This window comes from Ralstonia sp. A12 (assembly GCF_000801955.1).
Classification (GTDB): Bacteria; Pseudomonadota; Gammaproteobacteria; order Burkholderiales; family Burkholderiaceae; genus Ralstonia.
Genome location: NZ_JSZO01000045.1, coordinates 1 through 13,274, shown reverse-complemented (window position 1 = coordinate 13,274; position 13,274 = coordinate 1). Strand labels below are relative to the sequence as shown.

Below are 13,274 nucleotides of genomic sequence, written 5' to 3'. Positions count from 1 at the left end.
AACATCACGGGCAAGTGGGGCAGTTCCACCCACGACTGGAAGGCTGCGATGAACCAGTTCGCGATCCTCTACGAAGACCGCTTCACGCATCCCCATCGTTGAGACAATGCCGGCTCACCGCGCAATCTGACGGTGAGCCTCCAACTGCCCTGAACACAAAAAAGCTGACAAGCCCCACCAGCATGCGGTTTCTCGGCGTGTGCCACGCCCTGCTGTTAAACTACCGCCCTTCTTGCAGTCCCCGGGGTCCAGTCGCCCCGTCACCTACCCAGGCTTTGTCCACGATTGGCGCACGAACGAATGCGCGGGACACGCCGGTCCAATTGCTTTTCCATGTCGTTTTCCGAACTCGGCTTGTCAGACAAGCTGGTACGTGCCGTGGCCGAACTCGGCTACGCAGAACCCACTCCGATTCAACGCCAGGCCATCCCCGCGATTCTCAAGGGCGGTGACCTGCTCGCCGGTGCACAGACCGGCACCGGCAAGACTGCCGGTTTCACGCTGCCGCTGCTGCATCGCCTGTCTGCCACGCAGCCGAACAAGGTGCAGACGCCCAACGGCATGCGCTTCCCGATCCGCGCGCTGGTGCTCACCCCCACGCGTGAACTCGCCGCGCAGGTGGAAGAAAGCGTGCGCGCCTATGGCAAATACTTGCCGCTGAAGTCGATGGTGATGTTCGGCGGTGTAGGCATCAACCCGCAGATCGATGCGCTCAAGCGCGGTGTCGATATCGTTGTGGCCACGCCGGGCCGCCTGCTGGACCACGTGGGCCAGCGCACCATCGATCTGTCGCACATTGAACTGCTGGTGCTGGACGAAGCCGATCGCATGCTCGACATGGGCTTCATCCACGACATCCGCAAGATCCTCAACATCCTGCCGCTCAAGCGCCAGAACCTGCTGTTCTCGGCCACGTTCTCGGATGACATCCGCGAACTGGCCGACCGCTTGCTCGACAAGCCCGCGCTGATTGAAGTCGCACGCCGCAACACCACGGCCGAGACGGTTGAGCAACGTATCTATCCGGTCGACCGCGAGCGCAAGCGCGAACTGCTCGCCAAGCTCGTGCGCGACAACGACTGGCACCAGGTGCTGGTCTTCACGCGCACCAAGCACGGCGCGAACCGCCTGGCCGAACAGCTCACGCGCGACGGTATTCCCGCGCTGGCGATCCACGGTAACAAGAGCCAGTCGGCGCGTACGCGTGCGCTGTCGGAGTTCAAGGCCGGGACGCTGCGCGTGCTGGTCGCCACCGACATCGCTGCGCGCGGGATCGACATCGATCAACTGCCGCACGTAGTCAACTTCGACCTGCCGAACGTGCCGGAAGACTACGTGCACCGTATCGGCCGTACGGGCCGTGCGGGTGCACAGGGTGAGGCAATTTCGCTGGTCTGCGTGGATGAGCACGGCCTGCTGCGCGACATTGAACGCCTGATCAAGCGCGAACTGCCGCGCACCGTGCTGGAAGGTTTCGAGCCGGACCCGAGCATTGCACCGGAGCCGATTCCGAATGGTCGCAACTCGGCGGGCCGCGGTGGCAACGCACGCGGTGGCCGCCCGGGTGGTGGTCGTAACCAGCAACCGCGCCAAGCCGCTGCCGGCAACGCCGCACCGCGCGAGCCGCGTGCTCAGCGTGAGCCTCGCGAACCGCGTCGTGAATCGAGCGGCAACGGTACCGGCCAGGGTCAGGTTCAAAGCCAAGGGCAGGGCCAGGGCCAAGGTCGCAATGGCGGCGGTCGCCAGCGTCAGGCACAAGGCCAGCGCGATGGCCAGGCTGCACCGAAGCCGCGCGGTGGCAACGGTAACGGCCAATCGCACGCACGTGGTCAACGCCAGGGCAACGGTCAGGGCCAAGGTCAAGGCAACGGTCAGGGCGGTCAGCGTCGTGCGTCCGGCACGCAAGCTGCACAGCCGAAGGTGGCCCAGGCGGCGCAACCCGCCAAGCAACCGTTCAACGGTTTGTTCGCCAAGGCCGCCGCACTGCTCGGCGGTCGCAAGGCCTAAGACTGGCAGCCCATGCACGACGACGGCCAACCCGCATTCGCTGACGCCCCCTACGACGGCCTGACGCCCGACAGCATCCTCGATGCGCTGGCGCAGGTGGGGCTGATGCCGGACGGCCGTATGTTCGCCCTCAACAGCTACGAGAACCGCGTCTACCAGGTCGGCGTGGAAGACAGCGCGCCGGTGGTGGTCAAGTTCTACCGCCCCGGCCGCTGGAACGACGCGCAGATCGTCGAGGAACATGCCTTCACGGCGGAACTCGCAGCCGCTGAGATCCCAGTGATTGCCCCGCTGGAAATCGACGGCCGCACGCTGCATGCGTTCGAGCGCTGGCACTTCGCGGTTTTCCCGCGCTGCGCCGGCCGCGTGCCCGCCATCGATCGCGACGACACGCTCGAATGGATGGGCCGTTTCCTCGGACGCATCCATGCCGTCGGCTCGCAACGCCCGTTCACGGCGCGGCCTGCGCTCGACATCGACACCTTCGGCGTGCAGTCGCGCGACTGGCTGCTCGAACACGACTTCATCCCGCCCGATTTGCTGCCTGCCTGGCGCAGCGTGGCCGATGCCGCGCTCGATGGTGTGCGTCGCTGCTACGACCGTGCGGGCGATGTGACGTTGCTGCGCCTGCATGGCGATTGCCACGCCTCCAATGTCCTTTGGATCGAAGAAGGCGACGCGATCAAGAACGACCCGCTGCGCAGCGCCGGCCCGCACTTCGTCGACTTTGACGACAGCCGCACCGGCCCCGCCGTGCAGGATCTGTGGATGCTGCTCTCGGGCGATCGCGCATCGATGCAATCGCAGCTCGCCAGCGTGCTGGCCGGCTATGAAGACTTCTGCGAATTCGACACGCGTGAGCTGTATCTGGTGGAAGCGTTGCGCACGCTGCGCCTGCTGCACTACAGCGCGTGGTTGGCGCGTCGCTGGAATGACCCGGCGTTTCCTGCCGCGTTTCCGTGGTTCAACACGCAACGCTACTGGCAGGACCGGGTATTGGAATTGCGCGAGCAGATCGCGCTGTTGGACGAACCGCCGCTCTGGTGAAACCGAGCGGCGGTTTTTCTTTGGGACGGCGTTGACGCCCGAGTTGACGCCTTAAGCGAACTTGCCAGCCTGGAAGTCACGCACGGCCTGGAAGATCTCTTCCTGCGTGTTCATCACAAACGGGCCGTACTGCGCGATCGACTCGTTCAGCGGCTTGCCTGCCACCACCAGCACGCGTGCCTCCGCATCACCGGCGCGGATGACCACACCGTCGCTGCCTTCCGTGTTGGCGAGGATGGCCATCTGCTTGTCATCCACACGTTGCAGGCCAGCGTTGCCCGGTGCATCGGCATCACCCACCAGCGCGCTGCCGCGGAACACGTAGACGAACGCGTTGTGCCCCACAGGCAGCGACTGTGCGAACGATGCGCCCGCCGGCAGCGTGATGTCCAGATACAGCGGTTGCGTTGCTTCACGCGTCATCGCACCCTGTACGCCTTGCGATTCACCGGCGATCACGCGCACGGCTACGCCGTCTTCCGTGGTGAACTCGGGAATCTCGTTTGACGGAATGTCGCGATACCACGGCGTCGTCATCTTGTCGCTGGCGGGCAGGTTCAGCCAGAGCTGGAAGCCTTCCATCACACCGTCTTCCTGCTCCGGCATTTCCGAATGCACGACGCCGCTGCCGGCCGTCATCCACTGCACGCCGCCATGTTGCAGCAGGCCTTCGTGACCAGCGCTGTCGCGGTGGCGCATGCGGCCCGCGATCATGTACGTCACCGTTTCAAAACCGCGGTGCGGGTGATCGGGAAAGCCGGCCAGGTAGTCGTTCGGGTCATCGCTGCGGAATGCGTCGAGCATCAGGAACGGATCGAGGCGGCGTTGCAGGTTGTTCGTCAGCACACGCGTGAGCTTCACGCCCGCGCCGTCCGAGGTGGGCCGGCCAGTGACGATGCGTTCCACGCGGCGAGCGCGTTCCACGCGAGGTTGCACGAGGGTTTCCATATTGTTCTCCTGAATTCGGGGATTTGTCATATCCCAAATGTAGGGTGGTTGCCCCTTTTGCACTAGTCGGTTATCGTGGGAAAAAATGTTGCTCCCGGCGGGACAATTACAACAACGGGCCGGCGAGCACAACCACAAGAGGAGGAAACCACGTGGATTTGAACCAATTGTCGCTGTTCGTGCGCGTTGTCGAAGCGGGCAGCTTTACCGCCGCCGCCGCGCGCCTGGATCTGCCCAAATCGTCTGTCAGCCGCGGGATTGCCGCGCTGGAGCAGGATTTGAACGTACGTCTGTTACAGCGCACCACGCGCACGCTGCATCTGACCGATGCGGGCCAGAGTCTGTATCAGGTGGCATCGCACGCACTGGAAGACATCGAGCGTGCAACAACCTGTGCGGGGGAGCTGCAGGACCTGCCGAGAGGAAAAGTGCGCCTCACGTCTTCCGAAGACGTGGGCCGCCTGCTGGTTGCACCGGTGGCCGCGCGCTTCATGCAGCAGTACCAGGACATCGACCTGGATGTCGTGCTCTCGCCGCGCAACGTGGATCTTGTGCAGGAGGGCTTCGATCTGGCCGTGCGCGTTGGGCGTCTGGCCGACAGTTCGCTCGTGGCACGACCGCTGGGTGTGCTGCGCATCGGGCTGTTCGCTTCACCGGACTACCTGCAGCGCCGCGGTGCGCCGCAGACGGTGCAGGAGTTGGCCGATCACTGCTGTCTCGATTTTCGTGGCACCGGCCGTGGCGAGACGCAATGGCGCCTGGTCGGCCCCGACGGCCTCAAGACCGTGGCCGTGCGTGCGCGCCTGAATGCGGACAGCCTCATCTACCTCGAAACGCTCATTGCCTCCGGCACAGGCATCGGTCCGTTACCCTTGTACGCGAGCGGCATTGCGCGCGCAAATGCGCCGCTGCCGCGCCTCGTGCGCGTGCTGCCCGACTACGCCACCAGCGGTGAGCCGATCAACCTGGTCACGCCCTCTGCGCGTTTCGTGCCCAAGCGGGTTCGTTTGCTGATCGACATGCTGACAGAGTCGATCCGGCAGGAACTGGAAAACGCCGATCCCACCTGAGGCGTTGCCGTCGGGCCCCGGTGGCTCGTCAAATGTTGTGACGAATGATCCGACCATGCACGTAGCGCGGCATCATCCGCTCCACGTTTGCCGGACAACTACGTCGACCTCCTTGACGTCACCCCCGTGAAGCGTTGCAGCGCGTCCCCCCGGTGTGCTGCAGCGTGTCCGGCATACGCGACCCTTGGGTGTTTCTGATCCCGTCACGTTGTGAGAAACACCGCCGCCCGGACCTCGTTTGTCCGGGCTTTTTTTTGTTCGCGATACCTATGCTCTCGGTCAGCCAGTGACCATGGACGCTTGGAAGCGTCTCCACAAATTAGGACTCTTCTCATGGTTCGCGGCACATCTTGCCAACAAAATTGCATGGAAATAACACATGCAACGGATCGCACGAGAGTGCGCCCGATCGGGCTGCCGTAAGGGCCCACGCCATCCCGGCACGCATGTGCGCATTTTTCATGGAACCGAACATGCGTATCGCCTTGCTTGAAGACGATCCCTTCCAGAGCGAAGTCATCGTCCAGATCCTGTCCCAGTCCGGCCACGACGTGGTCACCTATACCGACGGCGCAACGCTGCTGCGCATGCTGGGCCGCTCTTCGTACGACATGCTGATCCTCGACTGGCACACGCCGGGCATGCTCGGCATCGATGTGCTGAGCGTGGTGCGCAGCCGCCACAAGGATGTGCTGCCGATCCTGTTCGTGACGGGCGAAGAAAGTGAGAAGGGCCTGGTGCGCGCACTCACGCAAGGTGCCGATGACTACATCACCAAGCCGTTCCGTATTCCGGAGTTGCGTGCACGCGTTGATGCGCTACTGCGCCGTGCGTACCCGATTCCGTACGGTCGTCTGCCGTTTGACGTCGGCCCGTATCACTTCAATCCGCAGCGCCAGCAGGTCACGCTGCACGGCGAGCCTGTCACGCTGACCGGCATTGAGTTCCAACTCGCGCTGCTGCTGTTCTCGAACGTGGGCCGTACGCTCTCGCGTGACCACATCTTCGGGCAGGTGTGGGGCCGCAACTCATCGGAGTACACGCGCACGATCGACAGCCACGTCTCGCGTATCCGCATGAAGCTGAACATCGAGCCGGTGAACGAGGTGCGCCTGGTGGCCGTGTACAAGCATGGCTATCGGTTGGACCACCTGAAGCCTGCGGAAGGGGGCGATGCGCTGGCCGGTGTCGCGGACATGGCGTACGAAGAGTAAGACAAGGCCTGATCAGTTACACCCATGCCAACAGGGCGATATCGCGGTAGCGCGGTGTCGCCCTTCTTGCCTCTGCAGCCGCTGGTATGCTCGGCGCTTCCCTATCTGTTTGCCGAGGCCGTCGTGTCGCTGGTCAATCTGAATGCGTTTGCGCAGGAACTCCCCAAGGCGTGGTCGTCCCGCGTGCTGGAGCGATTTGGCGGCAGCAACTTCAAGGTGCTGCGCATGGATGGCACGCCGTATCCCGACGAGGTGCACGACTATGCCGAGGGTCTGTTGGTGATCGACGGTGAACTGCGCCTGCGCATTCACGGCGAGGCTGTGACGGTCTCGCGCGGCGAGGTCTACGTGGTGCCGGCCGGCGTGCCACATAGCGTGGACGCAGGCAGTGCTGGCACGCTGGTCATTCTGGACGTGTAAGCGGCGCTTCTGGGGCTACGCGCTTGCCTCAGCCAGCTGCTTGATGCGCTTGAGCATCATGCGGCGGATCAACCCGCTCGGCATGCGGATCAGTAACCAGTACGGCGTGAAGTGGCGGCGCGAGGCGTCGTCTGGGCAATGCACACAAGTGCGCGTGGTGAGCAGCGTGCCGTTTGCGCCATCGGGCTGGGTCACGAACGTCATCACCAGCTTGAGCACACCGGGTGTGGCGAACGAGCGGAAATCACCCGCTTCCACGTGGACGAGCCCGCCGGCGGGCTCCCAGAATTTGCCGACCAGACCTAGGGCAAGCTCGCGATCGCCATCCCGGCCGAGCGCGGTGAAGTCATGCAATCCGAACGCTGCATCGACACGACGCTCGCTATGCCGGCCCGCCAGTGCTGCCAGGCGCGCCGGTACCGCGCGCAGATGCAAGAACAGTTTCGCGAGCGGGAAGTCGCTGACGTCCAGTTGCGGAATCATGTCGAGTACACGCCCCGGTGGGGCATCGATGCGGATCTGATGCCGCTCGCTGAACTGGTGCTCGGGCAAAAAGCTGTGCAGCAGCGACATGTCGGCGGATGGTGTCGGGCTCATGCTTGGGGCTCTTCGCTTGCGGGCGAGGTGGTGAGGGCCGCATTGCGTGCGGGCGGCTCGGCCAGGCTGCGTTTCATGAGCCACGCCACGCCAGGGATGCGCAGGCCGGTGGTGAACACCATGTCGCGCGCCCAGCCGCCGTATTGCGCCTGGAAACACGGCGTGAGCGCACGGCTGAGGGTTTGGTAGGCCTGCACGGTGCGCAGCCGGCGTGCGTGATAGGCAAGAGCACCGTCGACGGGGCCGTGTTTTTGCACGGCAGAGGCCACCGCCAGCGCATCCTGCGCGGCCAGCGTGGTCCCCAGGCCGAGCTGCGGGCTCATCGCGTGGGCTGCGTCGCCGATCACGCAGTAGGGCGGTTTGGCCAGTGCGCGCGGCCACGTGTGGCGATAGACAGCGAAGGGCAGATCGTCGTGCGAGCGGATCTGTTCGACCACGGGCGCGGCTTGCGGCCACAGGCTTAGCACGTGGGCTTTCCACTGGGCGATGTCGCCCTGGCGCCAGGCATCGACGGTATCGCCACGCAGACTCCAGAACATCGACAGGCGCGTGCGCGAGCCTTCCACATCGGTGGGCAGCAGGCCCATCATCTCGCGCGTGCCACGAAAGCGTTGGTGCAGCACGCGCGCATTCCAGCCATCGACCCAGGCCTGGAACCAGAGCGTGCCCCAGCGGTAGGTGCTCGACGGGCCGGCCAGGCCCGCAGGCTCGCGCAGTGCGGAGGCGGCGCCATCTGCGATCACGAACAGGTCAAAGGTTGATTCACCTTGAGCGTGGGTGACACGCGCCTGCGCGCCGTCGCGGTGCAACTGTTGGATGCCGCAGTCGAAGTGGAATGCCGCACCGGCGCGCAAAGCCGCGTCGTACAGCATGGATGAGAGCGCATGGCGGGTGACCGCACGGCCGGGCGCATCGGCGTAGTCGATGTCGAGCAAGCGCCAGCCGCGATGGCTCAGGCCGATCAGCCGGTCGATGGGCGCGCCGATGCTCTCCAACTCACGGCCCACGCCGAGTGCTTCCAGCGCGCGGATGCCCTGCGGCTGGATCAACAGCCCCGCGCCCATCGCGGTCAATTGCGGGTGCTTTTCGAAGACGTGGACGTCATGCCCCTGGCGGGCAAACGCGATGGCGGCGGCCAGGCCGGCGTTGCCGGCGCCTGCAATGCCGATGGACAGCGGGCGAGGTGCGGTCATGAATGCGTGGTGGATCGTTTGCTCATCAAGATGATAACGATACGGCACGCAGGTTAAGGCTGTTCGTGCCGCTCCTGCCAGATAATGCGCACACCTCTATCGGCTCCACTGGACGCGCCATGCAGATCAAATGGCTGGAAGACTTCAAGGAACTGGCGAAAACGCGCAGCTTCAGCCGCGCCGCCGAGAACCGCAACGTCACGCACCCCGCGTTTGGGCGGCGCATCAAGGCGCTGGAGGAGTGGGTGGGCACGGCGCTGGTGGAGCGCAGTGAGCATCCGGTTACGCTCACGCCAGCCGGGCGCCTCTTTCTGGATGCAGCGGCCAATGCCGTCGATGGCCTGAACGATGCGCGCCTGCTGCTGCGCGAGGCCCAACTGCCCGTGGCACTCAAGATCGGCACCGGGCGCACATTGGCGCGCACCTTTGTCCCCGGTTGGTATGAGGTACTGGCGCGGCAGCGTGGTGTGTTTCCGTTGACGGTGACGACAGGAGGCACGCAGGAGGGGGTGCTGGCGCTGGCCGATGGCACCGTTGATTTGCTGATCGCTTACGCCAGCCCGCAGGCCGACGCGCTGCTCGACCCGCGCAAGTACGACAACTGCCTGCTCGGCAGCGAGACGCTGGTGCCCGTGAGCGCTTCCGACAAACGCGGCCGTGTGCGCTTCACGTTGCCAGGCTCGGCGACAGCGCCGCTGCCTTGGCTGGCCTTTGCGCGTGGGCTGACCTTGCGGCAGATGCTCGACAGCCATCTGGCCGCGGCCGATCGCAAGGCGCATCTGCAGCCCGTGTTTCAGGCCGATTTCTACGAGGCGGTGGAGGAGATGGCCCTGCGCGGCTTCGGCATGGCGTGGCTGCCGTATCGCCTGGCCAAGCCGCACTTGAACGCCGGAGCATTGCGCCTCGCTGGCGACGAGGCCTGGCACATCCACGTCGACATCCGCATGATGCGCGTGCGCAGCAACCAGAGCGCGCTGCTCGACGAGGTGTGGCAACTGGCCGTCGACAACGCCCGCACCGACGCCACCTGAGGCGTATCGCAAAAAGCCCAACCTTGTGCCGAAACGGCACAAGCCGCCCTGGCACGGCGCCTAGACTCCCCCGCAACCTTCGCCCGCCAGGCAGTTCAACAGGCGGATCGGCACAGACCACGGGGAGACAACCATGCCAGCCCACACCCTTAACGCAAGCGGCGCGCCCGCCTGCGCCACTGACACGCACCGACACCCCGCGCCCTGGCGCGCCGTGCTGGCCGCCAGTGTCGGCAACGCGCTCGAATACTACGACCTGCTGATCTACGGTTACTTTGCCATCACGATCGGCAAACTGTTCTTTCCGACAGGTGACGCGTGGAGCTCGCTGATGCTCTCCGTCGGCACGTTTGGCGTGTCGTTCATCATGCGGCCGCTGGGCTCGATGGTGCTCGGCAGCTATGCCGACCGCGTCGGCCGCAAGGCGGCGCTCACGTGGTCGATCCTCCTGATGATGCTCGGTACGGCGATGATCGCGTTTGCACCCACGTATGCGTCGATCGGGCTCTGGTCTCCGGCGATCGTGATTGTGGCGCGGCTGCTGCAAGGCTTCTCGGCCGGTGGTGAGTTCGGTTCCGCCACGGCCTTCATGATCGAGCATGCCAACGGCAAGCGCATGGGCTACAACGCGAGTTGGCAGGCCGCCACGCAGGGTCTTGCGACATTGCTGGCAGCCGGCCTGAGCGCATGGCTTACGTATGCGCTGACCACCGAGCAGGTGGAATCGTGGGGCTGGCGCGTGGCCTTTCTGTTCGGCTTGCTGATCGGCCCCATCGGCGTGTACATCCGCCGCCATACGCCAGAGACGCCGGAGTTCGTTGCCATGCAAGCCGAGGCGCCAGCGGCGCTGCAAGAGCGCTCGCCGCTGCGCGACACGCTCACGCAAGGCTTGCCGGGGCTGCTGCTGGGCGCGGGCGTAGTGGTGGCAGTGACCGCGTTCAACTACGTGCAGAAGGTCTACATGCCGACCTATGCCATCAATCAACTGCACATTGCGACCAGCGCGTCGTTGGTCTGCACGATGATCACCGGCGCCATGCTGATGGTGATGGCACCCGCGTTCGGCCTGCTGGCCGATCGCTTTGGCAGCATCCGCGTGGTGTCGATTGCGATGGTGGTGATTGCGCTCTCGACGTATCCGATGTTCGCCACGCTGGTTGCGCAACCGACGTTCTGGACGCTGCTGGTCATGCAGGCGATTGTGGGTGTGCTGCTGGCGGCCATCCTGGCGCCGTTGCCCGCGCTGCTGGCCGACATCTTCCCGACGCGCAACCGTGGCACAGGTCTGGCCTTGAGCTATAACTTGTCGGTGACGATCTTCGGCGGGTTCTCGCCGCTCATCGTCACGTGGCTGATTGGTGTCACGCACATCAAGACGTCGCCGAGCTTCTACGTGTTTGCCACCACGCTCATCAGCCTGGCGTCGCTGTGGATGCTGCGTGGCCGCGCACGTGCGCACTGAACCCGAACTGACTTCTCGTAACACCCAAGGATTTCGCATGATGACCCTGGAGGCGCTGCGCGCCACGCTGCCGGTGTACCCGATCGAGCTGAGCAAACCTGACATCCGCGGCTGGAAGACCGGCACGCATGGCGTCGACTATGTGCACACGTTCGACAGTGGCGTGGCCGGCCCGCACGTCATGATCAACGCGCTCACGCATGGCAACGAGCTGTGTGGTGCGATTGCGGTGGATGCGCTGCTGGCCGCCGGTGTGCGTCCCGCACGCGGGAAGCTGACGCTGTCGTTCGCCAACGTTGAGGCCTACGAGCGCTTCGACATCAACGACCCGGATGCCACGCGCTTCATCGATGAAGACCTGAATCGTGTGTGGTCCGCCGACAAGCTCGACGGCCCTGGCAACACGCTGGAGCTGCGCCGCGCGCGCGAACTGCGCCCGGTGATCGACACGGTCGACTACCTGCTCGACATCCACTCGATGCATGAGAAGGCTGAACCGCTGATGCTGACCGGGCCGCTGGCAAAGGGTGTCGCGTTCGGCCGCCAGGTCGGTGCACCGTCGCACCTGATGATTGACGCCGGCCATGCTGCCGGCCGCCGCCTGCGCGACTACGGTGGGTTTGGCGATGCCGCCAGCTGGAAGAACGCGCTGCTCATCGAGTGCGGCCAGCACTTCGAGCGCGTGAGCCGCGACGTGGCGCTCGACGCGTGTGCACGCGTGCTGGTGGCGTTGGATACGGTGGATGCATCGGTCGTCTCGGCGTGGCTGGGCATTGCCCCGGCGCTGGATGTGCGATGCATCCGCGTGACTGACCCGGTGGTCGCCAAGTCCATCGGCTTTCGTTTTGCGCAGGACTATCGCGGCATGGAAGTCATCGCCCGCGCTGGCACCGTCATCGCCACCGATGGTGATGCGCAGATCGTTACGCCGTACGACAACTGCGTGCTGCTGCAGCCGTCGCTGCGGCATCTGGCGCCCGGCGTGACGGTGGTGCGGCTGGGCCGGTTGGAGAGCGCCGCCTGAATCGACTCAATTGCCACTGCGTGCCAGCGACCGGAAGACCAGGCCGCCGGTGCCAAGCGCGATGAGCGCCAGCGTCACGGCAAATGCCGTGGCGCCGGTTGCCAGGCCAAAGACATCGATCGCGTAGCCGGTCATCACAGGCAGCAATCCGGCGGGCAGATAGCCGCCGATGTTCATGACGGCATTGGCTTCGGCCCGCCGCGTGTCCGGCACGTGCAGACTGATGAGCGTCAGGCCACCGAGCTGCCCGAGGCCTTGTCCCGCCCCCGCCAACAGCGCGGCGATCACCAGAAAGGGCGCTGACGACGCGTGCACGGCGACACACAGTGCGCCCATCGACAGCGTGGTCGCGGCGGTACCCGCCGCAAACAACGTCCGCACCGACAGGCGCCGCACGGCAACCTGGACGCCGGTTGCGGTCAGAAACATCGCGCATGCCATGCCGCCCGCCACCAGCGGGCTGCGCACCTCGAGCAGGCGTGCCAGCAGGGATGGCCCCAGTGCCAGCACGAACGATGTTGCCGTAATGCCGGGCCCGAAGACGCCGATGCCGCTGGCGACATGGCGACGGTTCTGCGCGGGCACTGACGGCAGATGCAGCGGTGCCGTATCACCACCCTGTGGTTTGGCGGGCCGGGCGAGCGGCAGTCGCCACGCAATCACGAAGACGCAAAGCAGGACCACGGACTCGAAGCCGAACACGGTCGTGACCGGATGCGCGAGCGCTTGTCCGGCGCCTCCGGCCAGCAGTGGCCCGAGGCCCGCGCCGAGCACCATCGCCACCGAAGCGAGCAGCGCGGCATCGCGCTTGCGCTCGGCGCCGCCCAGATCCCCCACCGATGCCATCCCCGCCGAGACGATGACACCCACGGCAATGCCGGTCAGCAAACGGGCCACGGCCAGCATGGCGGTGGACGATGCGCAGGCAAACAACCCGCACGCGACCAACGCGGCCGCAATGCCAGGCAACAGCACCGGCTTGCGCCCATAGCGGTCTGACAACTGACCGGCCACCAGCAGCGTGCCCAGCAGCCCGGCGATATACAAAGCAAAGATGACAGTCAGCGTGCCGGACGAGAAGCCCAGCGCGCGTTGCCAGACCACATAGAGCGGCGTCGGCGAATTGGACAGCATGAACACGGCGGTGATCATCCCGGCGGCACGCCACATGTCGGCAGTGACGCGGGCCGTTGCCCGGCTGGGTGAAACGGTGATGGCGGGTGAAGACATGGTGGTGAATCCTTGTACGAGTTTTTTCGAA

At 65.1% G+C, this 13,274-nt stretch carries 12 protein-coding genes; 8 read left to right on the top strand and 4 right to left on the bottom strand.

From position 1 onward, the window contains the following. The first annotated feature begins 333 nt into the window (after positions 1–333). Both PI87_RS27665 and PI87_RS27660 read left to right on the top strand, forming a co-directional pair. Positions 334–2,007 carry a DEAD/DEAH box helicase gene (locus tag PI87_RS27665; RefSeq protein WP_039600959.1) on the top strand — a complete coding sequence of 558 codons (1,674 nt, stop codon included), beginning with the start codon at positions 334–336 and terminating at the stop codon, positions 2,005–2,007. 12 nt (positions 2,008–2,019) lie between these two features. Continuing rightward, the gene (locus PI87_RS27660; protein ID WP_039600958.1) at positions 2,020–3,054 is read left to right on the top strand and encodes a serine/threonine protein kinase; all 1,035 of its coding nucleotides are present in this window, start codon (positions 2,020–2,022) and stop codon (positions 3,052–3,054) included. Positions 3,055–3,105: 51 nt separating this feature from the next. Here PI87_RS27660 and PI87_RS27655 read toward each other — a convergent pair whose 3' ends face one another. Then, complete coding sequence (locus PI87_RS27655) at positions 3,106–4,002, bottom strand: pirin family protein (protein ID WP_039600957.1); 897 nt, start codon at positions 4,000–4,002, stop codon at positions 3,106–3,108. 152 nt (positions 4,003–4,154) lie between these two features. Here PI87_RS27655 and PI87_RS27650 point away from each other — a divergent pair, with 152 nt between their 5' ends. The 3 genes from PI87_RS27650 (at position 4,155) to PI87_RS27640 (ending at position 6,706) form a co-directional block, all read left to right on the top strand. Further along, positions 4,155–5,072 (top strand): LysR family transcriptional regulator, encoded by a 918-nt coding sequence (locus tag PI87_RS27650; protein WP_039600956.1) that lies wholly within the window; start codon positions 4,155–4,157, stop codon positions 5,070–5,072. Between the two features lie 473 nt (positions 5,073–5,545). Continuing rightward, positions 5,546–6,286: a response regulator transcription factor gene (locus PI87_RS27645; protein ID WP_039600955.1), complete on the top strand. Its 741-nt coding sequence runs from the start codon at positions 5,546–5,548 to the stop codon at positions 6,284–6,286. A 24-nt stretch (positions 6,287–6,310) separates the two neighbouring features. Further along, entirely contained in the window at positions 6,311–6,706 is a 396-nt protein-coding gene (locus PI87_RS27640) for a cupin domain-containing protein (protein WP_084210134.1), read from the top strand. A 15-nt stretch (positions 6,707–6,721) separates the two neighbouring features. Here the strand turns inward: PI87_RS27640 and PI87_RS27635 are convergent, their stop codons facing one another. Further along, positions 6,722–7,279, bottom strand: coding sequence for a hypothetical protein (locus PI87_RS27635; RefSeq protein ID WP_039600954.1), 558 nt, complete (start codon positions 7,277–7,279; stop codon positions 6,722–6,724). 20 nt (positions 7,280–7,299) lie between these two features. Further along, positions 7,300–8,496, bottom strand: a complete 1,197-nt coding sequence (locus PI87_RS27630; RefSeq protein ID WP_039600953.1) for an FAD-dependent oxidoreductase — start codon at positions 8,494–8,496, stop codon at positions 7,300–7,302. Between the two features lie 119 nt (positions 8,497–8,615). Here PI87_RS27630 and PI87_RS27625 point away from each other — a divergent pair, with 119 nt between their 5' ends. The 3 genes from PI87_RS27625 to PI87_RS27615 all read left to right on the top strand — a co-directional run bounded on the left by PI87_RS27625 (position 8,616) and on the right by PI87_RS27615 (position 12,013). Continuing rightward, positions 8,616–9,527, top strand: coding sequence for a LysR family transcriptional regulator (locus PI87_RS27625; RefSeq protein WP_039600952.1), 912 nt, complete (start codon positions 8,616–8,618; stop codon positions 9,525–9,527). A 133-nt stretch (positions 9,528–9,660) separates the two neighbouring features. Then, positions 9,661–10,989, top strand: coding sequence for an MFS transporter (locus PI87_RS27620; RefSeq protein WP_039600951.1), 1,329 nt, complete (start codon positions 9,661–9,663; stop codon positions 10,987–10,989). Between the two features lie 37 nt (positions 10,990–11,026). After that, entirely contained in the window at positions 11,027–12,013 is a 987-nt protein-coding gene (locus PI87_RS27615) for a M14 family metallopeptidase (protein WP_039600950.1), read from the top strand. Positions 12,014–12,019: 6 nt separating this feature from the next. On the opposite strand, the gene PI87_RS27610 is transcribed toward PI87_RS27615, so the two are convergent. After that, positions 12,020–13,243 (bottom strand): MFS transporter, encoded by a 1,224-nt coding sequence (locus PI87_RS27610; RefSeq protein ID WP_084210133.1) that lies wholly within the window; start codon positions 13,241–13,243, stop codon positions 12,020–12,022. Positions 13,244–13,274: the final 31 nt, after the last annotated feature.